The organism is Burkholderia pseudomultivorans (genome assembly GCF_001718415.1).
GTDB classification, from domain to species: domain Bacteria; phylum Pseudomonadota; class Gammaproteobacteria; order Burkholderiales; family Burkholderiaceae; genus Burkholderia; species Burkholderia pseudomultivorans_A.
Genome location: NZ_CP013377.1, coordinates 738,324 through 757,099, shown reverse-complemented (window position 1 = coordinate 757,099; position 18,776 = coordinate 738,324). Strand labels below are relative to the sequence as shown.

At 65.9% G+C, this 18,776-nt stretch carries 19 protein-coding genes; 10 read left to right on the top strand and 9 right to left on the bottom strand.

Annotation, left to right across the window (positions count from 1 at the left end; genetic code table 11):
* Positions 1 to 18: 18 nt before the first annotated feature.
* Entirely contained in the window at positions 19 to 1,404 is a 1,386-nt protein-coding gene (locus tag WS57_RS03255) for a purine-cytosine permease family protein (protein WP_059605871.1), read from the top strand.
* Positions 1,405 to 1,440: 36 nt separating this feature from the next.
* Complete coding sequence (locus tag WS57_RS03250; RefSeq protein ID WP_059605874.1) at positions 1,441 to 2,097, top strand: flavin reductase family protein; 657 nt, start codon at positions 1,441 to 1,443, stop codon at positions 2,095 to 2,097.
* A gap of 423 nt (positions 2,098 to 2,520) precedes the next feature.
* Here the strand turns inward: WS57_RS03250 and arsN2 are convergent, their stop codons facing one another.
* A complete protein-coding gene (arsN2, locus tag WS57_RS35360; protein ID WP_081074499.1) occupies positions 2,521 to 3,039 on the bottom strand; it encodes an arsenic resistance N-acetyltransferase ArsN2 in 519 nt (172 codons plus the stop codon).
* A 233-nt stretch (positions 3,040 to 3,272) separates the two neighbouring features.
* Here arsN2 and WS57_RS35355 point away from each other — a divergent pair, with 233 nt between their 5' ends.
* On the top strand, positions 3,273 to 3,488 hold the full coding sequence (locus WS57_RS35355) for a hypothetical protein (protein WP_081074500.1): 216 nt from the start codon (positions 3,273 to 3,275) through the stop codon (positions 3,486 to 3,488).
* Between the two features lie 565 nt (positions 3,489 to 4,053).
* Here WS57_RS35355 and WS57_RS36795 read toward each other — a convergent pair.
* The 4 genes from WS57_RS36795 to WS57_RS03235 all read right to left on the bottom strand — a co-directional run bounded on the left by WS57_RS36795 (position 4,054) and on the right by WS57_RS03235 (position 7,924).
* Positions 4,054 to 4,236 carry a hypothetical protein gene (locus tag WS57_RS36795; RefSeq protein WP_155774255.1) on the bottom strand — a complete coding sequence of 61 codons (183 nt, stop codon included), beginning with the start codon at positions 4,234 to 4,236 and terminating at the stop codon, positions 4,054 to 4,056.
* Positions 4,237 to 4,322: 86 nt separating this feature from the next.
* Positions 4,323 to 5,399, bottom strand: a complete 1,077-nt coding sequence (locus WS57_RS03245; protein WP_069243745.1) for a saccharopine dehydrogenase family protein — start codon at positions 5,397 to 5,399, stop codon at positions 4,323 to 4,325.
* Between the two features lie 52 nt (positions 5,400 to 5,451).
* The gene (locus tag WS57_RS03240) at positions 5,452 to 6,396 is read right to left on the bottom strand and encodes an alpha/beta hydrolase (RefSeq protein WP_069244331.1); all 945 of its coding nucleotides are present in this window, start codon (positions 6,394 to 6,396) and stop codon (positions 5,452 to 5,454) included.
* A gap of 13 nt (positions 6,397 to 6,409) precedes the next feature.
* Positions 6,410 to 7,924: a flavin-containing monooxygenase gene (locus tag WS57_RS03235; protein WP_069243744.1), complete on the bottom strand. Its 1,515-nt coding sequence runs from the start codon at positions 7,922 to 7,924 to the stop codon at positions 6,410 to 6,412.
* A 98-nt stretch (positions 7,925 to 8,022) separates the two neighbouring features.
* Here WS57_RS03235 and WS57_RS03230 point away from each other — a divergent pair, with 98 nt between their 5' ends.
* On the top strand, positions 8,023 to 9,039 hold the full coding sequence (locus WS57_RS03230; RefSeq protein WP_040131194.1) for an AraC family transcriptional regulator: 1,017 nt from the start codon (positions 8,023 to 8,025) through the stop codon (positions 9,037 to 9,039).
* Positions 9,040 to 9,213: 174 nt separating this feature from the next.
* Entirely contained in the window at positions 9,214 to 9,852 is a 639-nt protein-coding gene (locus WS57_RS03225) for an isochorismatase family cysteine hydrolase (RefSeq protein ID WP_069243743.1), read from the top strand.
* A gap of 154 nt (positions 9,853 to 10,006) precedes the next feature.
* Here the strand turns inward: WS57_RS03225 and WS57_RS03220 are convergent, their stop codons facing one another.
* From WS57_RS03220 to WS57_RS03210, 3 genes are all read right to left on the bottom strand, one after another.
* Positions 10,007 to 10,738, bottom strand: coding sequence for a ribonuclease T2 (locus WS57_RS03220; protein ID WP_069243742.1), 732 nt, complete (start codon positions 10,736 to 10,738; stop codon positions 10,007 to 10,009).
* A gap of 161 nt (positions 10,739 to 10,899) precedes the next feature.
* Positions 10,900 to 11,478 (bottom strand): hypothetical protein, encoded by a 579-nt coding sequence (locus WS57_RS03215; protein WP_060254449.1) that lies wholly within the window; start codon positions 11,476 to 11,478, stop codon positions 10,900 to 10,902.
* 67 nt (positions 11,479 to 11,545) lie between these two features.
* The gene (locus tag WS57_RS03210) at positions 11,546 to 12,949 is read right to left on the bottom strand and encodes an HdeD family acid-resistance protein (protein WP_069243741.1); all 1,404 of its coding nucleotides are present in this window, start codon (positions 12,947 to 12,949) and stop codon (positions 11,546 to 11,548) included.
* A 330-nt stretch (positions 12,950 to 13,279) separates the two neighbouring features.
* On the opposite strand from WS57_RS03210, the gene WS57_RS03205 reads away from it, so the two are divergent.
* From WS57_RS03205 to WS57_RS03190, 4 genes are all read left to right on the top strand, one after another.
* Complete coding sequence (locus WS57_RS03205) at positions 13,280 to 13,921, top strand: hypothetical protein (RefSeq protein ID WP_069243740.1); 642 nt, start codon at positions 13,280 to 13,282, stop codon at positions 13,919 to 13,921.
* Between the two features lie 34 nt (positions 13,922 to 13,955).
* The gene (locus WS57_RS03200) at positions 13,956 to 14,546 is read left to right on the top strand and encodes a helix-turn-helix domain-containing protein (RefSeq protein WP_069243739.1); all 591 of its coding nucleotides are present in this window, start codon (positions 13,956 to 13,958) and stop codon (positions 14,544 to 14,546) included.
* Positions 14,547 to 14,718: 172 nt separating this feature from the next.
* Positions 14,719 to 15,300 carry an HD domain-containing protein gene (locus tag WS57_RS03195; protein WP_069243738.1) on the top strand — a complete coding sequence of 194 codons (582 nt, stop codon included), beginning with the start codon at positions 14,719 to 14,721 and terminating at the stop codon, positions 15,298 to 15,300.
* Between the two features lie 63 nt (positions 15,301 to 15,363).
* Positions 15,364 to 16,092 (top strand): class I SAM-dependent methyltransferase, encoded by a 729-nt coding sequence (locus WS57_RS03190; protein WP_009692651.1) that lies wholly within the window; start codon positions 15,364 to 15,366, stop codon positions 16,090 to 16,092.
* 17 nt (positions 16,093 to 16,109) lie between these two features.
* On the opposite strand, the gene WS57_RS03185 is transcribed toward WS57_RS03190, so the two are convergent.
* Entirely contained in the window at positions 16,110 to 17,663 is a 1,554-nt protein-coding gene (locus tag WS57_RS03185; RefSeq protein ID WP_069243737.1) for an MFS transporter, read from the bottom strand.
* 187 nt (positions 17,664 to 17,850) lie between these two features.
* Between WS57_RS03185 and WS57_RS03180 the strand changes: the two genes are divergently transcribed.
* Positions 17,851 to 18,756 carry a LysR family transcriptional regulator gene (locus WS57_RS03180; RefSeq protein WP_069243736.1) on the top strand — a complete coding sequence of 302 codons (906 nt, stop codon included), beginning with the start codon at positions 17,851 to 17,853 and terminating at the stop codon, positions 18,754 to 18,756.
* Positions 18,757 to 18,776: the final 20 nt, after the last annotated feature.

The window sequence follows — 18,776 nt, the reverse complement described above, 5'->3', positions numbered from 1 at the left end:
CAACAACCCGGAGGTCCCATGACGAAGACCGCCACCATCGAACGCCGCTCGATTGACTTCATTCCTCCAGAAGAACGGCACGGGTCGCCGCGCAGCCTGTTCTTCGTATGGTTTGCCGCCAACACGTCCATCACTGCAGTGGTGACCGGGGCGCTGTTCGTAATTCTGGGGAACAGCGCCATGTGGTCCATCCCCGCCATCGTGCTCGGCAACGCAGTCGGCGGCTTCTTCACGTCCCTGCATTCAGCCCAAGGGCCGAAGCTCGGCGTACCGCAGATGATTCAGAGTCGGGCCCAGTTCGGCTACTACGGGGCAATCCTCCCGCTGGTGCTGGCCCTGATGATCTACGTCGGCTTCTATGCCACCGGGCTGGTACTGGGTGGCCAGGCCATGAGCGCCCTGTTTCACATCTCCCCTCAAGCGGGCGCCGTCGTGTTCGCATTGATGTCCACCGCCCTCGCCATCGTCGGCTACCGGTACATCCACGCGTTCTCACGAGTAGCTGCGGTGCTCAGCGGTGTCGCGTTTGCCATCCTGCTGGTCCGGATCATCGCGGACGGGAACATGCCCATCCCTGCGACCCACGGCTTTGCCGCCGCGCCGTTCGCGCTGGGCATCTCAATCTCGGCCTCCTGGCAGCTCACGTTCGGCCCCTACATCGCCGACTATTCCCGCTACCTGCCCGCGGAAACCTCCACACGAGCGACCATCGGCTGGACGTTCCTCGGCAGTGTGCTTGGAGGCTCCGTCGCGATGATCCTCGGCGCGCTCGCTGCGGCCCTCGGCGGCGCCGCGTTCAGCAGTGACCAGGTGGGTTACCTTGCCGCCCTCGGCGGGGCGATCTGGCCGCTCGTTTTGCTCGCCGTGATTTGCGGCAAGCTTACCGGCAATACCCTGAGCTCCTACGGCGGATGCATGTCGCTCACTACGATCGTCACCAGCCTGACCGGCCAAGACCGCGTGAGCCCCCGGCAGCGCGCAGCCTTCGTTTGCATCATCTCCGCGATCGCGTTAGGCATCGCCCTCGCAGCCAGCCGCAACTTTCTGTCCAATTTCACGAACTTCCTGCTGTTTCTGCTTTACTTCATGACTCCATGGTCGGCTATCAATCTTGTCGACTATTACTGGGTGCGGCGCGAGCGCTACAAGGTCGCCCAGTTCTTCGCCAAGGACGGGGAGTACGGGCTTGTCAGGATCGGCGCCTTTGTCGCGTACTTCTTTGGCGTGTTGATCCAGATTCCGTTCATGAACAGTTCGCTCTACGTCGGCCCCATCGCCCATCTGCTCGGCGGCGCCGAAATCGCCTGGGTGATCGGGCTCGCCGTCGCCGGCGGTCTCTATTACGCCTCCACCGGCTCCATCCGAAGGGTGATGGCCGCGACGTCTGCGAACCAAGGCATTTAATCGATTTCCAAATCCCTATCACTATTCGGAACCGCTATGAAGTACGATCCGTCCCACGAAAAAAGCCCTCTCCCGTTTTCGCCGTTCAAGAGCTGCACAGTACCCCGTCCCATCGGCTGGCTCTCCAGTAGCAGTCCTGACGGCATCGACAACCTGGCGCCATACAGCCAGTGGCAAAATCTAACGTTCGACCCGCCGATGGTGATGTTCGCGGCGAACCAGTACCCGGACGGGCGTCGCAAGGACACCGTGCTTAACGCCGAGCAGACCGGCTGGTTCGTCTGGAATATGGCGACCTACGACCTGCGCGAGGCAGTCAATATCAGCGCCATGGCCCTGCCGCGAGGAGAGAGCGAGTTCGATCGCGTTGGCGTAACCCGGCGACGCGCCGATCTCAGCAATGTTCAAATGGTCGCCGAGAGCCCCGTGCACTTCGAGTGCCGTTACCTATCCACTCATCGCTTCACCGGTAACTCGAACGTAGGCACAATTGACGTGGTCTTCGCGCAGGTGGAGCGAATCCATATCAATGAGGACTTTGTTACGCGCGAGGGCAAACTCGATATCCCACGCATCCGGCCGCTGGCCCGGCTCGGTTACTACGACTACACCAGCGTCACCGAGGTCTTCGAAATGCGGATCCCGAACGCCAGCGAGGAGGAAGCCAATGGGCTCGAAGGGTCGGCTGGCTGACCATCGCTCGAAGGTATCGGCGTGCCACCGCGCCGGCGTGAGGTGGGCGAGGTGATTTCGTCGCGCCCGACTTCCGTGCACGACACCACGAAGGTACGGAGGAAGCTACACGCTGCGTTCTCGTGAAGCTACGTTTCGGCATCCACAGTGACGCCGACGTTCGAATGATCGGTTGCTGTGGTGGAACCGCCGCCATAGCTTCCGGGGAATAGGGCTGACGAGTGCCCTTTTTGGCCGAACCCGGTGGTCGAAGGCGCGGGCACTTGCCCGCGCAGTCTCTCCCCGAGAGATTACCCGTCAGTTATATTGCCGGAGAGCCAGCACGCTGGCGCTGGAGTGGTTGACGACTTATTCGGGAAGGTCCATTTTTTGAGACGTCGCGGGACTGTTATAGAGCGAAAGATCGAGGCGCGCCACGCACCGTTACAGCGTCTTCGCCATGCACGTAGCCGACGCGGGACAGAGAGACGCAAATTGCGAGGTGGACTGAATTCCGCCCGGCGCTACCGCCCTCTCGTACTTGTGATATCCGATGCCCGAGAAATAGTCGGCTGCGGTCGTCGTGAGCAGGAACAGACGGCGCACGCCGTGAGCTATTGCGTCCTGTTCCGCCGCAGCCACAAGTGTGCGACCCAGCCCTTCCCGGCGTGCGCCGTCTGCGACAGCTAGAGATCGCAGCAGCGCATCCGTCCCGTATTGCTCGATCGCAACACATCCGATGAGGCTTCCGTCCGCAACAGATGCAACAAAGAATCGAGGGATGCTCTCGACGGTTACATCCTCGTTTGGCAGATCTTCACTTTCAAGCAGCGTGCGTATGGCGGGATAGTCGGCGGCGTGCGCCCGACGAACAAGATGTGCATTCACACGAAGCCCCCCGAATATCAGCGACAGCCAGGAATGTAGAGCATGTCCGGCAACAAGAAGCAGGGTTCCCGGCATTCGCCGGAATCCCGATTCGGCCACCATTGTCAACGAACTTCGACGCCGGGTCGAATATCCCAGGTGTGGATCACGTTTTGCCGCCCCGTTATTTGTTTCGAAATTGTGACAAATGGAGCATCCAACCATTCGCAACGTCTTCGATATTGCGCCGCAACATAAACACCCGTAAACTGCACTCGGGCTTTCAAAGGAGTTGCCCCTTCAGTCGCTACATGTCGGGAGGGCACGCCATGACGACTTCTGCACCAACCTTGAGCGAGGCGCCCCCTGTTCTCCATGTGTTCGAGCAAGATGGAGGTTGGCATTGGGGCATTACGGTTCCGCGGTCGACAGGATCCGGATTCAAACTGATCGCGTTCAGTCAGCACGTCTTTCCCGCCGAAGACGCCGCTCGACACGATGGCGCGCAGGCATTGGCCGCCATTGCCGACAACAGCGAAAACTGAGCTCGATTCCTCCTTACAGCACGGCACTGCTATAGTTCGACGGTTGCCGCAAATCCCGACCGAAATGTCCTGCGAAGCCTGCGATCACATGCAGTGCAGCGACGCGACCGTGCCACACAACGGATTGCGTGCTTTGCGCAAACCCCGCAAGCTGCGTCCGCTTGGCCGGAACCCGTTGCTGGTTCAGCGCTATGAGTGTCGGCTGTGCGGGACAAACTGGATACGTGAATCCGATCCCCAGACACCCGACCGCATCGAATGGGTCTGTCTGCACCATGCATCGAACATCCTGGATCCGCTTGCGGCAATCGAGCCGCAAGCTTCATCGCCGACGAATAGAACTGAAAGCGCCATCGCCGAGGATCGCGCCGGTCCTTCCGACGCACTGTGCAAGGGAGTCGGCGCCGTACGCCGTGCGGTCTAGCGACCGACCGACCACGCCACGTCCTCGTTCCGCACGAACGCTCCGCGACACCATCGGCCGGCACCGTGGGCACCGGACGCGGAATGCGAAAACCGCGAGGGCGGCTTTTTCATTTGGCGCTCAGCGCCCGCAGATCTGAATTCAGCGGCGAATACGGTTTTCGACCGTCGACAACGCCGTCACGGGTCCGGTGGCGGCCGACTCGTCGGGCAATACGACACCCGGAAAACGCTCGAACACGCTTGCTTTGCGCTGTGCTTTCGGCCGAAAGGATCCGGATTGCTCCGATCTGTGCTGCGCCATAACGATGGCGAACAGGTCCATGCATGGGCAGACACCGACCGTTAAATGGGTTCGTGCGCGAGCCCCATGACCGATATCTTCCGCGAACCGCGTGCGGCGCCACCGCATCACGACGCCAATCGCCGCACGCCCGGCTCGCCCGGATACGACACGTCGAAACCCGGGCGTTCGAGAAAGAACGCGCTGCCCATCAGCATCGACGGCGTCCGATAGCCCGCCGGCACCGGCTCGGTCAGGCAGCGGCTCGCAATCGCGAGCGAGGTATCCGCCGTCATCGCATAGACGTTCGGCGCCGACATCTTCATCGTGACGGTTTCGCCCCGAGGGTTGGTCGCCTCGGCCCAGAACTCCGTTCGCTGCACATCGCGTGCGCCCGCGTCCGGACCGCCGGCAAAGAGCCGCCGTGCAAGCCGGTCCAGTACCCGCGAAACGGCACGAACGGCGAACAGCCCGCGCATGAAGTTGGTGAGCCGCATCGTCAGCCCGAGCGTGAGGGGCAACGCGCAATAGACGAGCCCGTCCGGTACGCCGGTCGATACGCCCGCGGTGAACACGTCGCCCCATGGAATCGACACGCCCCACCGCGCGCCGCCGGGAAACGGGATACGTCTGATGCGCCACGCATTGGGCACGGAAACGAGGCGGTGATTGCGTCGGACCAGCCCGCCGCTTGCCGCGGACTCCAGGATTGTCTTCGCCGTGCCGATGCTCGGTTTCGTTCCGAACGAAAACGCGAGGTCGATCCGCGTTGCATCGGGCATCCGCTCCTTCAGCGCCGCGGCAAGGCTATCGGTGGGCACGATGTCGAACCCCGCGCCGGGGCAGAGCACGATGCCGGCATCGGCGGCGCGTGCGTGCTGCGCATGGCAGAACTGGAAAACCGGAATTTCGCCCGTGATGTCCACATAATGGACATGCGAATCGATGCAGGCTTCGACGAACGCTACGGCAGTCGTCGAGAACGGCCCGGCGCAATTCAGCACGACGGCGACGTTTTCGAGGTTCGCTTTCGCGTTCGCCACCTCGAACGCCCTCGCCTCCAGACCGAACGCATCCGCAAGCGGCTTGAGCTTCCTGCCGTCCCGCCCGGCAACGATCGGCCGCATGCCCTGGCGCACTGCTTCACGCACGACCAGTTCACCCGTGTAGCCGTATGCGCCGTAAATCATCAACGCTTTACTCACCGCTCGATCTCCTTGCACCGGCCGTCACCGTCATTCATTCCCGCACGCATCGTCATGCGACATGCGCCGCTTGCAGGCGCTGCCCGGCGACCTCGGTCCGGACCGGCTCCGCAAGGCCGACGTGCCGGTCCAGAAAGCCGAGCTGCAGTTCGATACTCTGCATGCAAACCGCCTCGTCTTCCAGATGAAGCTCGAAATGGTTGCCATCCAGCAGGTGAAATTCGCACTGCGGAATGCGCATCGCCGCGCGCCACGCCGCCGAAGCCGGCGTAACCGTATCGCGCCGACCGGCGACGATCAGCGTCGGCGCCACGACCCGATGGGCCGAGCGGACCGGACTATAGAACGGCACTTCGAGGAAAACCCGCGCAAGCGTCTTGTTTTCCCAGTTGGCGCCTGCGGGTAGCAGCCGCGCATAACCTTCCCGGCATTCGGCGCTCGTCAGCGCTGCGACGTCGCCCGGACGCCCGACGATCGGCCTGTAATAAGGATGGCCGAACAGCCGGCTGCCATGGTCGAGCAGCGCCGCCATGCCCAATCGCGCCAGCACGTGCACCGGCACCTGCCGGACACTGGCGATGCCGCTCACATGCGGCACCTGGGCGATCACGGCATGAATCCGATGGTCGTTCGCGGCCGTCCGGATCACATGCCCGCCGGAAAACGACGTGCCCCACAACACGATGCGCTCCCGGTCGATACCGGACAGCGTCCGGACATGCGCGACGGCCGCGGCCCAGTCGGCGAGGTGCCGGCGCGGGCTGACCCAGTGCCGGGGCATGCCGTCGCTGTCGCCGAAGTTGCGATAGTCGAACAGGTACACCGCGTACCCGTGCGCAACGAAGCGCCGCGCAAACGCGTGCAGGCCGGCCGCGCGAATCGCGCCGAAGCCGTGCGCCATGACGATGACGGGCGGTCTTCCGTTCCCGTCCGGCAGCATGAGCGTCCCGGCGCAATCCTCGCCCTGGCTCGGAAACCTCGAATCGAAACTGAGCATGGTCGACTCCCGGTCACGCGGACGCGGCTTGCTCGCCGGCCAAACCGGCGACAGCCGCCGCATCCGCGCCGGCCGCCGCACGGCGGAATACCAGCGCGGAATCGGCGATGCCGTCCTTCAGCAGCATGTCGCGATCGGCCTCGAGGCTGTGCAGGACGCGCCACGGCAACGCCCTTCCCTGGCGCGGCAGCACATCCTGGCCGCGCTGCACATAGCCCGACTGCAGCGAACCGAGGATCGATTCGTCGAGCATCTCGCCGCCGGGCGCATGAGCCGTCACCGTCTGGAACCCTTCGGTATCCATATGCTTCAGCAGACGGCACACATAGTTCGCCGCCATGTCGATCTTGAGCGTCCACGGCGCGTTGGTATAGCCGAACAGGTAGGCAAAATTCGGCACGTCCTGCATCAGCACGCCCTTGTACGTCATCGTCTTGCCGACCTCGACCTTTCGCCCGTCGACATGCAGGCTCATGCCGCCAAGCGACTGAAGCTGCAGTCCCGTCGCGGTGACGACGATATCCGCTTCGAGCGTCTTGCCCGATTTCAGCAGGATGCCGCTTTCGGTGAACGTGTCGATATGATCGGTCACGACGGACGCTTTGCCGTCGCGCAGCACCTTGAACAGGTCGCCGTCCGGAACCGCGCACAGCCGTTCGTCCCACGGGTTGTACTTCGGCGTGAAGTGACGCATGTCGACGCCGCTGCCGACCCGCTTCTCGACGTGGGACAGCAGCCAGGAGCGGACCGGGCGCGGCCATCGTTTGGCCGCCTTGTAGATCAGACGCTGCAGGCGGATGTTGCGCCAGCGCGCCAGCCCGTATACCCACCGGGTCGGCAGCACGCGATCGAGCACCGCGGAGATCTTGTCGTAGGCCGGAACCGAAAAGATGTAGCTCGGCGAGCGCTGCAGCAGCGTGACGTGGGCAGCGCGACCGGCCATTGCGGGCACGAGCGTCACGGCCGTTGCCCCGCTGCCGATCACGACGACGCGCTTGCCGCGATAGTCGAGATCCTCGGGCCAGTGCTGCGGGTGAACGCGCAGCCCCTTGAATCGCTCTTGTCCGGGGAAATGCGGCAAGTAGCCCTGATCGTGGTTGTAATAGCCGGTACAGGGAATCAGGTACGCGCAGGTGAAGGTCAACGCTTCGCCCGTGTCCTCCTGCCGCGCACTGACTGTCCAGCGGCGCCGCTCTGTCGACCACGATGCGCCGTCGATTCGGACGCCGAACCGGATGAGCTGGTCGACGCCATGCTCGCGCGCGGTATCGGCGACGTATTGCCGGATCGATGGGCCATCGGCGAGAACCTTGTATTCATGCCACGGCCGGAATTGGTAGCCGAAGCTGAACATGTCCGAGTCGGACCGAATGCCGGGATAACGGAACAAATCCCACGTTCCGCCGATCGCGCGACGGCGCTCGAGAATGCCAACGCGCTTGTCCGGACACTCCCTCGCCAGGTGGCATGCCATCCCGATCCCGGAAATGCCGGCTCCAATGATCAGGACGTCGTAGTCGGTCTTCATCGGATGTCTCCTCGTTGTTGGTGATCGACACCCGCACTCTAGCAATCGCGCCCGCCCGTTATTTGACGTCACGAGACTATTGTTTTACATTTTGAGACATGGATCCCCTGGTCAGAGCGAGCGGCCTTCGCGGCTACCCTGCCCTCATGCGCGACATGGGCTGCGATCCCGTGCCGTTGCTGCGCCGGTATCACATCGCGGAAGCGGCACTGGAACGCGACGACACGCTGATATCGCTGCGCTCCGCCACGCATCTGCTGGAAGCCAGCGCCGAGTTCACCGGATGCGGCGATTTCGGTCTGCGCCTGTCGTCGTATCAAAGCATCGACGTGCTGGGTCCGTTGAGCGTCGTGCTGCGCAACGCGCCAACGATCCGGGATGCGCTGAACGATGTGATCCGCTACCTGTTCGTGCACAGTCCGGGCATTGTCGTGTCGGTCAACGAGCGTAGCCCGCTGGTCGAGAACACCGTCGCGGTGTCCGTCGAGCTTCATCTGTCCGGTCCGCTCGTCACCCGGCAAAACAGCGATCTGTGCCTCGCGGACGCACACAACTTCCTGCGGCTCTTTGCCGGAGACCGATACGCGCTGCAAGCGGTATCGATACCGCACGAACCGGTTGTCAGCCGCGCGGTGTACGAGCGTTTCTTCGGCGCGAGACTGCTGGAGGAACCGGTCGGCGCCACGCTGTATCTGGCGCGCGATACGTTCGCGGCCAATGTGCAGGGCGCGAACGTCTCGTTTCACCAGATCGCGGAAGACTACATTTTCAGGAATTTCGGGGCCGCCCAGGGAAGCACGTCGGATCGCGTCCGCCAGGTATTGCGGCAAACGCTCGGCACGTCGAGCGCCGACAAGGCCGGCGTCGCCGCCGTGCTTGCGCTGCATCCGAGAACGCTGCAGCGTCGCCTCTGCGCGGAGGGCACGAGTTTCGAAATTGTCAGGGACGACGTCCGCAAGCAGCTCGCCGTGCACTACCTTCGCAACACCCGGCTGACCATCGGCCAGGTTTCGTTGATGCTCGGATTTCCTGCGCAATCGGCGTTATCGCGCGCTTGCCGCCAGTGGTTCGATCTCACGCCCTCGGAAATCCGCGTCGGCAATCGGCCGACGTGAGCGCCGCCGGACGGCAAAGTAGACGATCGAGAGCCCACCGACGGAATGAGCGAAGACGCTTCACCGCTGGCGGACTCACCATGTTCGATGCACCATTCGCCCCACGCTGGACGACCCACACCCTTTGCCGGTACAAATAGCGCTATCCGAATCCGCAGCCCTGGGAGACCCTCCGTGACCCATCCGGGAAACGCATCCGATACCGCACCGGCAACCGGTAACCCCTCCGCGCAGCACGAAGCATCGCCGCTGCCGGCCATCACACCCGCGCGCACCGCGCTGCTCGTCATGCATTACCAGACCGACATCCTCGGGCTTTTTCCGGCGGTCGCGCCCACCCTGCTTGCCAACACGCGCGCGCTATGCGACACGGCACGAGCCAGCGGCGTCGCCGTCTATTTCGCGAACCTGCGTTTCAGCCCCGGCTATCCGGAGGTCAGCCCGCTGAACAAGAACGGGCAAGGTATCAAGCAACTGGGCCTGTTCATCGACGACGCGCCGTCGCCGGAACTCGCGCGGCGCGACGACGAGCCGCTGATCGTCGCGCATCGCGCCAGCGTCTTCTTCGGCACCGATCTGCAGGCGCGTCTGACCGCGCAACACATCGACACGCTGATCATGGTCGGCATCGCGTCGACCGGCGTCGTGCTGTCGTCGGTCGCCCATGCGAGCGACGCGGACTTCCGCCTGTACACGGTCAAGGACTGCTGCTACGACCCGGATCCGGTGGTTCACGAACACCTGTTCGCCACCGCGTTCGAAACGCGCACGACGGTGCTGGCGCTCGACGACGCGTTGCGAATGCTCGCATAGCGTCGCGCTCGTCAGGACATCGCCGTCGCCGCGCGGGAACGGCGCATCAGATACGCGGTCAGTGTCGGGGCCTTCGCCGACCCCGCGCCGATTCGCACGACGGCGCCCAAGGCGCCTACCCTGCCTTTGACACGGCAAGCGCCGCGCACCCGCATCATTTCGCGATCAGCACCCCCGAAGTCGGACACGTCCCCTGCGTATTGCCATCGGTCACGAGCGACGCGGCGCTCGGGAACTGCGCGGTCGCGTTCGTCTTCACCGCGATCCACGCCTCGGTGAAATAGCTGACGCCGTTGACCTTCGTGCACTTCAGCGACACCGCGCTGCGCGTGTTGCTGGCGAACGCGCCTTCGAACGCGGACAGCAGCTGGTTGCGCGTCACCGTCTTGCCCGCGTTCGCCTGCAGGAACGCGTTGAATGACGTGTTGCCGAGCCGGCCGATCATGCCGGTCGCCTCGTTCCAGTACGCATCGGGCGACGCCGAATTCGAGCAGGTGCCGTGCTTGAACCATTCGTGCCGGTCGAGGCACGACGCGACGCCCGGCATATAGGTCGACAGCGTGTTGCGGGTCGCGGTGCCGATCGGGTACGCATCCATGCTGCACCACTGGTGCGCGTTGTCGAGATCGACGTCGCTCTGCGGCACGCCGCAGTAGAACGGCTGGTTGCCGTCGTAGTTGTTCGGCCACAGCCCGTGCAGCGACAGGCTCGTCGCCGCATACGAGCCGGCGAGGTTCGTGCACTCGGGCGTATCGTGCGAAGCGCAGAAGCCCGGCTCCCACGATGCGGCGAGCAGCAGGTAGTCGTAGCCGGTCTGCGCGGCGGCGGACAGCGAAGCGGCGGCAACGGCGAGCGCGGCCGCAGCGTGAGTCAGCGTCTTGAGCATGGCGATTCCTCGGAAAGGCTCGCGGTCGCGGGATGCGCCGCAAGATCGTCGAATGTCTGCCCGCGATTGTGACCGCCGTAACATGGCACGCATATGAAGCTCTGCGAAACAGACGTGAGGTAGCCACCGCGTGCCGTGCATTCACTGCGCCGCGGGCGCGCTCACGATCCGCTGCCGAGCTGCGAACACGCGCGCGCCGCCGAATCGGGTCCTTCGAGCGCGAGGATCTGCCACACGCCGAGGCTGACGCGCTGGCGCGCCGCCACCGAGGCATCGGCCAGCAGCGCCTCGACGCGCGGCGCCGCGTCGGGTGCCTGCTGCTTCAGCGCCGCGTGATGCCGCGCGCGCGATTCGGGTTCGGACTCGTAGACGTCGCATAGCCGCACCATGCCGGCGAGTCCGGCGAGGTCGTCGTCCTGGTCGAGCGCGCCCGGCTCGACCGGCGCGAGCCCCTTACGCTCGGCCACCGGCAGCTTGCCGCGCGCGGCTTCGTCGATCGTCACCGCGGACGCCGGCGGCAGCCCGCCGATCGCCGCGACGATCCGGCTGCCCGCGGCGATCATGTCGCCCTGGCACGCGATTTTTTCGTCGGCCGCGACGTTCGAGCAGAACGACACCGAGGTCCGGTACACGTCGTCGCTCATGCGCGGCATCTCGTCCGCATCCGCATGCGCGAGACCGGCGCAGGCAAGCGCCGCGGAAAGGGCAATCAGGAGGCGAGCCGCATGCTTGTGGTTCATTGTTGTCGTTCGTGTTGTCGGTTATTTTTTGCAGGGGAATACGCCGGGCCCTCCGGCGTCGCACGCATCATTTCATCGATGCCGCCTTCGTGCCTCCGGCCGCCAGCGCATCGCTGTCCTGCTCGCGCCATGCACGGCGCGACGCGACGATCGCCCGCACCGCCGAGCGCGCGACCTTCCACCACGCAAACGGCCGCGGGTCCGCCAGCATGCTGAGCGCACGCGCATAGTCGAGCGTGAGCCCGGGCGTCCACGCCATCGTCACCGCGCGCTTGCGGATCTGGGCGGCGACCCACAGCTCGGGCGTCAGCAGCAGCCGCACAAACGCGCCCCACCCGGCGCGCGGGCCCCGCAGCCGCCACACCGCGCCGTCGAGCGCGGCTTCGAGCGCATTCGACACGGTGCTCGAGCAGTTCCGGTGCGTGAGGTTGTAGGTCATGTTCTGCCGGTACGACGACCAGAACGCGGCCAGCTTCGCGGGATCGTAGTTGCGGATGCGCACGCGCACGGTCGACGGGCACCATGCCTTCGACTCGGTCGCATAGTCCGGCTGGAACAGGCCCGGCACGTCGTTTTCTCGCGTGGCGCGCAGGATCCGCGTGAATTCGTCGGGAGACCGATCGATCTCGACGGCCGGATACAGGCTGATATAAATCCCCTCCGGCGATTCCAGCGCCGCGTGCCCGGTCGAGATCACGCCGTTGACGTCCACCGCCGCGATGTAGCGGTCGATCACCGGGTAGCGCTGCGCCTCGGCCTTCGATGTACCGGTCGGCGTCCACACGTGCACGGTCAGCGCATGCTCGTCGTCGGCCGGCGGGCCGTCCCATTCGGTTTGCGTGAACGGCGGGATGTCGGGTGCGGGGTCGACGTCGGGCGCGAGCGCCGGCGCGGGCGACGTCGCGAACGCCGGATTGCGCGTGAGCCGCCGCACGCGCGACGCGAGGCTCAGCATGTGCATGCCGCCGAACATCAGCAGCAGCCCGAGGCAGTACGGAACGGTGCCCGCATAGTGCGTCGGGTACGGCTGGTAGAAGAAGATCGCGAGCAGGATCTCGACCACGCCCCATGCAAACGCGACATGCCAGCGCCGATAGCGCACCATCCACGCGGCCGTGCATTGCAGCAGTCCGTCGACCAGAAACAGCGTGCCGAAGATCATCGACAGCAGGAAGTGGCCGTGGTGATGCCCGGCGAACACGAGCCCGGCGGCCACGACGACCGCGATACCCTTCACGTAGCGCAGGATGCGCTGACCGCCGACGCCGCTGCCGGCCACCGCGAGCGTCGCGAGCCCTTCGATCAGGAACAGCCACGCGAAGAACTCGATCGGAAAATGCAGTGCGCCGTCGAGCGCGTCGACGAAAATGCCGACGCCCGCGACGACCCACAGCCAGCCGAGCACGGTCAGCCCGCGCCAGCGCGTACGCAGATATTCGATGCCCAGCAGCAGCAAGACCAGTCGTACCATCGCGCCCTCGATTCATTTTTCTGAGAAACGCGCGGCGACGCGTTTCCTGTCGTTTCGACCGTGCGTCGCGCGACACACGCATCGGCAAGCGGACGTCGTTGCCGGCACGTCATGCCCCTCGACATGACCGATGGCGGCCGGCACACGCCGCACTGGCCGAATAATAAGACATGGCGCGGCGCGTTGAAAGCCTGCCGAAACCTGTCCCGCCGCGAACGCCGCGCACGGCCGGCCGCGTGCACGTGCATCGACAATTTCCGCGGAATCGGCCAGAATCGCCGGCTCCGAGGGCGAGAGCCACCTGTAACCGCATCAGACGGGACAACAAGAATGACCATTTCGACTACACGCCGACGCTGGCTGGGCGCTGCGCTGGCCGCGAGCAGCGTCATGCTGTCGGGCTGCTTCACGCCGAAACTGTACGAGGAAGGCGGCTACCATGAAGACGTGTCCGGCTTCATGGTGACGGAAGACGGCAAGAAGCTCGTCGTGCTGGGCGCACGCTACCACTACATCTTCGATCTGCCGGACCCGCTGCGGCGCGTGCTGCTGTCCGACTACCGGAAGTCGCTGCGCTCCGACTTCTACGCGTTTCATGCCAGCGGCAGCAGCGTAACGGGCCATTACTCGACCGTGTTGCCGAACGACGCTTCGGCGGAAGACCGGCAGGCGGCTGCCGCGGACGGGTTCACCCTCCGCAACAACAATTTCGAACTCGACGGCGAAGTCAGCGGCAAGCGCTATTCGACGGAAGGCTTCGCCGCGCAGCACAAGGTCGTCGCGCAGCCGTTCAACAAGCCGTATTCGGCGTATATCCGGGAATCGCCGTCCGTGGTCGGCATGGGCCTGCGGATTCTCGCGACGCCGGTCACGGTGGCCGCCGACGGCGTGCTCGTCCTCGGCGGCGTGGTGCTGCTGCCGGTCGCCTATGTCGTGATCCAGAGCAATGGCGGACTGCGCATCGGCCCGTAGCCGCCGCATCCCCTTCAAAGACCGGAGTACCGACATGCCGGATTCGCCGCTTCATGTTCCACCGCTCGGCCCGCTGCTCAGGCGCTGGCGCGCGCTGCACCGCGTGAAGCAGAGTCATGCCGCCGCGCTGTTCGGCGTCGCGCAATCGACGATCTCGCGCTGGGAAGCAGGCCTCCAGCAGATGTCGCCCGACGAGCGCGCGACCGCCGAACGGCTACTCGCCGCGCGCATCGACGCGGCGGGCGATCGCGCGCTCGCGCGGCTCGTCGCGGGCAGCGCCGGCCGCGTGCACCTCGTCTGCGACCTGACGCACCGCCTGCTCGCGTGCTCGCCGGCGCGCGCGGCCGAGTTCTCCAAACCGCTGTCGATGCTGCTCGGCACGTCGCTGTGGCGCTACGCGACAGCGGAAATCGCCCGCATGGAATCCGCACTCGACGCGCTCGGCTGGCATGATCGCGCAGGACCGCCGAGCGTCGAGTTCGACACCGGTGTGAACGCGTCGCGCATCGTGCCGATTCGTCGCAGCCGGTGCCGCTGGACACGGATGACGCTGTCGGACGGATCGGCGGCGCGGCTCGTCGAAACGCTCGACGACGTGCGCCCCGCGGGCGCGCCGCATTCGTGAAGCGGGAACGCGCGCGACAGGCATTCCGCCGCGTCGCTCGGCCGAATCGCCGCATCGACGCTCGCGTCGCCACATGACACGCCCGACAAGTCGTCGTCCACGCATATTCCATGCGTGGACGCACGGCCCGCACACCGCGTACGCTGGATGGCTCTCCCTGGGAAATCCGATCATGAACCCCGACACGATCCACGCGCGCGTCGCGTTCCTGCGCGAAGCCGAACGCCTGAAGGACGTGCTGCGCAGCGGTCACACGTCGGCCGGCCGCGCGGAAAGCACCGCGGAGCACAGCTGGCGGCTGTGCCTGATGGCGCTCGCGTTCGCCGACGCGCTGCCCGGCGTCGATACGCTGAAGCTGCTGAAACTGTGCGTCGTCCACGATCTCGGCGAGGCGCTGCACGGCGACATTCCCGCGAACGAGCAGGCCGCACATCCCGACAAGCACGTCCAGGAACGCAACGACCTGCTGACGCTGACGGCCGGGCTCGACCACGCGCTGCGCGACGAAATCGTGTCGCTGTGGGACGAATACGACGCGGCCGCGTCGCCGGAAGCGCAGGCCGCGAAGGCGCTCGACAAGCTGGAAACGATCCTGCAGCACAGCCAGGGCGACAAACCGCCCGACTTCGACTATGCATTCAATCTCGGCTACGGCCGGCGCTACACGGACGCCGCGCCGCTGTTCAGCGCGATCCGCGCGATCGTCGACGCCCACACGCAACGCAGGATCGACGCGCACGGCCCGCAAGCGTAAGCTCGCGGAGCCGGGCCGGCATCACGCGCCCGGCGCCCCGCCCTTCCGCCACGCGCAACGCACATGACCCGGAACATCTACGACGACCCCGCCTTCTTCGACGGCTACAGCCGCCTGAGCCGTTCGGTCCACGGCCTCGACGGCGCGCCCGAATGGCCGGCGCTGCGCGCGCTGCTGCCGGACCTGGGCGGGCTGAACGTGCTCGATCTCGGCTGCGGCTACGGCTGGTTCAGTCGCTGGGCGGCCGAACACGGCGCGGCGAGCGTGCTCGGCCTCGACCTTTCCGTACGCATGCTCGAACGCGCGACGTCGTCCGCCGCACACCCCGCGATCACGTACCGCCGCGCCGACCTCGAAACGGTCGAACTGCCGGCGGACGCGTTCGATCTCGCGTACAGCTCGCTCGCGTTTCACTACCTCGAACACCTCGACACGCTGCTGCGCACGCTGCATCGCGCGCTCGTACCGGGCGGCCGGCTGGTGTTCTCGATCGAGCATCCGATCTACACGGCGCCGCGTCGGCCGGGTTTCGTCGTCGATGCGGACGGCCACCGTTCGTGGCCCGTCGACGGCTATCAGCGCGAGGGGCCGCGCGTGACCGACTGGCTCGCACCGGGCGTCGTCAAGCAGCACCGCACGCTCGGCACGCTGGTGAACCTTCTGATCGCCAGCGGCTTCACGCTCACGCATCTGGACGAATGGGGGCCGACGCCCGAGCAGGTCGATGCGCAGCCCGCGCTCGACGAGGAACGCGACCGGCCGATGATGGCGATTTTTGCGGCGCGGCGGTAGCGCAGACGTCGCCACGCTTAGCGGTCGATCCGGCACTCCGCGACCGGCGCACGCCGCCGCGCCGGCGCAAACGCCACCGCACTCGCGGTCGCAAGCACGGCCACCCCCACCGCGCCGTACGCCATCACCCAGCCGAATCCATGCACGAGCGCCGCGTGCAACGCCGTGCCCGCCGGATCCGCGCGAACGAGTTCCGGTGCGATCGCCACCGCGCCGCCTGCATGGCCGCCCGCCACCTGCTGAGCCAGCGCGCGCAGCGCCGCGTCGCCGATCGCGCTGCCCAGGTTCGCCTTCAGGCTCGCCACGATCCCCGCGACCAGCACGAAGCCCATCGCGGCGATGTTCAGCGCGAGCGAAATCATCCGCGCGCTCATGTCGATGCCCGATGCCATCCCCGCGCGCGCGCTCGGCACCGCGCCCGTCGTCGTGTTGGTGACGGGCGTATTCGTGAGCCCGAGCCCGATGCCCGCGATCACGCAGCCCGGCAGCATCGTGAGCCAGTTTGCATGTTCGGCCGCGCTGCCGAGCCGCATCAGCGCAAAGCCGGCCGCGATCGTGAACAGGCCGCCCGGAATCACGGCGCCCGGCCCGTAACGCAGCGCAAGCCGTTCGCCGAACGGCGGCACGATCAGCGTCGGCAGCGTATACGCCAGCAGCGCGAGGCCGGCCGTCACGCTGTCGTAGCCGAGCGCGACCTGGAACCAGATCGGCAGGTAGATCATGAACGGCCAAAAGCTGAAATTCATCCCCATCGAACCGAAGATCGCGCCCGTGAATGCGCGAATCCGGAACACCGAGAAATCGAACATCGGCCGCGCGCTCGTGCGCTCCGCGACGAAGAAGCCGGCCAGCGCCAGCACGGTCGCCGCGAGCACGCCGAGACCGGCGGCGCTCGTCAGCCCGAGTGCCGCGCTTTGCGTGATGTAGAACGCGAGGCCCAGCACCGCGAGCGACAGCGTGACGATGCCCGCCACATCGAGCGTGCCCGCGTGCGGATCGCGCGACTCCTGCACCGCGCCGCCGATCAGTGCGAGCGCGACGGCCGCGAGCGGCGCGTGAACGAGAAACACCCACGGCCAGTCGGCAAGCGCGACGATCGCGCCGCCGACGATCGGCCCGAAGCCGAGACCGATCCCGAACACGATGCCCCAGATCCCGAACGCGCGGCCACGTTCGCGCCCCTCACGAAACTGGTGCGACAGCACCGCGATCTGGCAGATCAGCATCGCGCCGCCGCTCGCGCCCTGCAGCAACCGCTCCGCGACCAGCACCGGCACGTTCGGCGCGAGCCCGCACAGCAGCGACGTCGCGCCGAACAGCGCGGTGCCGATCACGTACACGCGCTTGCGGCCGAACCGGTCGGCCAGCGTGCCGGCCGCCATCAGCACCGTCGTGCACGCGATCGTGTACGCGTTCATGATCCACTGCATGCCGTTGAAGTCGCCGTGCAGCACGCGTTCGAGCGTCGGCAGGATCACCGGCACGCTCGAGATCTCGAGCCCGAACATCAGCGACGTGAGACAGACGGCCGCGAGTGCGACCGCATTCCTGCGGGAGTCGGATAGCGTCATGCGAGTTTGCGCCGCGCCCCTGCGACAGGGCGCGCGCCTCCAGGTGTCATATCGAAGAAGGGTCGCCGCGCACGGCCGGCGACGCGCGCAGGGCGGGAATCGGTACTATAGTGAGAATTTCCCTCCCCATTGACGCTGCAATTTCCCTGGATTCGGGAATTGCATACCCCAATAGGCGCTATCCACGATGACCGACAAACTCGACGGCGTCACGACGTTCGTGCAGGTGGTGGAGTCCGGCAGTTTCGCGCTGGCGGCCGAGCGGCTCGACATGACGCGCTCGGCGGTCGGCAAGGCGATCGCGCGGCTCGAACAGCGGCTCGGCACGCGGCTGCTGCAGCGCACGACGCGCAGCCAGAGCCTGACCGACGACGGCCAGGCCTACTACGACCGCTGCGTGCGCGCGCTCGCGGAACTCGAAGCCGCGGAAGCCGATCTCGATTGCGGCCGCCACGAGCCGCGCGGCAAGCTGCGCCTGAGCGTGCCGCTCGCGTTCGGGCATCACTGCGTGACGCCCGTCGTGCTCGATCTCGCGCGCACCTATCCGCATCTGCGGATCGACGTGTCGATCACGGACCGCTTCGTCGATCTGGTCGACGAAGGCATCGATCTCGCGGTGCGCATCGGCCCGCTCGCGGACAGCACGAGCCTCGCCGTGCGCCGGCTCGGCACGCAGTACGGCAGTCTCGGCGCATCGCCGTCGTATCTCGCGCGCTACGGGACGCCGCACACGCTCGACGACCTGAAGACCCACCGTACCATCGCCTACTCGCGCTCGGGCGTGCCGCAGCCGTGGGACTTGCGCGCGCCGGACGGATCAACGGTGCGCGTCGACATGCAGCACCAGCTGAGCTTCGACGACGTGCAGGCGATCGCGGCGGCCGGTGCGTCGGGGTTCGGGATCGCGTGGCTGCCGAGCTGGCTGCTCGACCACTATGTGAAGCGCGGCGAGATGGCGGTCGTGCTCGACCGCTGCTTCGTCTGCGAAGGCGGCATTCACGCGATCTGGCCGAAAACGCGCTACCTGCCGCGCAAGACGCGCTGCGCGATCGACGCACTCGCGCACGCGATTCCGCCGATGCTCGAACGATGAAGGAACGATAGACAAAAAGC

What these genes read in the sequence shown, in the direction of transcription:
- WS57_RS03220 (WP_069243742.1), bottom strand. Translation starts at nt 10,738, where the DNA reads ATGCTCAAGACGCTGACTCACGCTGCGGCCGCGCTCGCCGTTGCCGCC.
- WS57_RS03190 (WP_009692651.1), top strand. Translation starts at nt 15,364, where the DNA reads ATGACCCGGAACATCTACGACGACCCCGCCTTCTTCGACGGCTACAGC.
- WS57_RS03255 (WP_059605871.1), top strand. Translation starts at nt 19, where the DNA reads ATGACGAAGACCGCCACCATCGAACGCCGCTCGATTGACTTCATTCCT.
- WS57_RS03235 (WP_069243744.1), bottom strand. Translation starts at nt 7,924, where the DNA reads ATGAAGACCGACTACGACGTCCTGATCATTGGAGCCGGCATTTCCGGG.
- WS57_RS03230 (WP_040131194.1), top strand. Translation starts at nt 8,023, where the DNA reads ATGGATCCCCTGGTCAGAGCGAGCGGCCTTCGCGGCTACCCTGCCCTC.
- WS57_RS03205 (WP_069243740.1), top strand. Translation starts at nt 13,280, where the DNA reads ATGACCATTTCGACTACACGCCGACGCTGGCTGGGCGCTGCGCTGGCC.
- WS57_RS03195 (WP_069243738.1), top strand. Translation starts at nt 14,719, where the DNA reads ATGAACCCCGACACGATCCACGCGCGCGTCGCGTTCCTGCGCGAAGCC.
- WS57_RS03185 (WP_069243737.1), bottom strand. Translation starts at nt 17,663, where the DNA reads ATGACGCTATCCGACTCCCGCAGGAATGCGGTCGCACTCGCGGCCGTC.
- WS57_RS03250 (WP_059605874.1), top strand. Translation starts at nt 1,441, where the DNA reads ATGAAGTACGATCCGTCCCACGAAAAAAGCCCTCTCCCGTTTTCGCCG.
- WS57_RS36795 (WP_155774255.1), bottom strand. Translation starts at nt 4,236, where the DNA reads ATGGACCTGTTCGCCATCGTTATGGCGCAGCACAGATCGGAGCAATCC.
- WS57_RS35355 (WP_081074500.1), top strand. Translation starts at nt 3,273, where the DNA reads ATGACGACTTCTGCACCAACCTTGAGCGAGGCGCCCCCTGTTCTCCAT.
- WS57_RS03180 (WP_069243736.1), top strand. Translation starts at nt 17,851, where the DNA reads ATGACCGACAAACTCGACGGCGTCACGACGTTCGTGCAGGTGGTGGAG.
- WS57_RS03215 (WP_060254449.1), bottom strand. Translation starts at nt 11,478, where the DNA reads ATGAACCACAAGCATGCGGCTCGCCTCCTGATTGCCCTTTCCGCGGCG.
- arsN2 (WP_081074499.1), bottom strand. Translation starts at nt 3,039, where the DNA reads ATGCCGGGAACCCTGCTTCTTGTTGCCGGACATGCTCTACATTCCTGG.
- WS57_RS03210 (WP_069243741.1), bottom strand. Translation starts at nt 12,949, where the DNA reads ATGGTACGACTGGTCTTGCTGCTGCTGGGCATCGAATATCTGCGTACG.
- WS57_RS03200 (WP_069243739.1), top strand. Translation starts at nt 13,956, where the DNA reads ATGCCGGATTCGCCGCTTCATGTTCCACCGCTCGGCCCGCTGCTCAGG.
- WS57_RS03240 (WP_069244331.1), bottom strand. Translation starts at nt 6,396, where the DNA reads ATGCTCAGTTTCGATTCGAGGTTTCCGAGCCAGGGCGAGGATTGCGCC.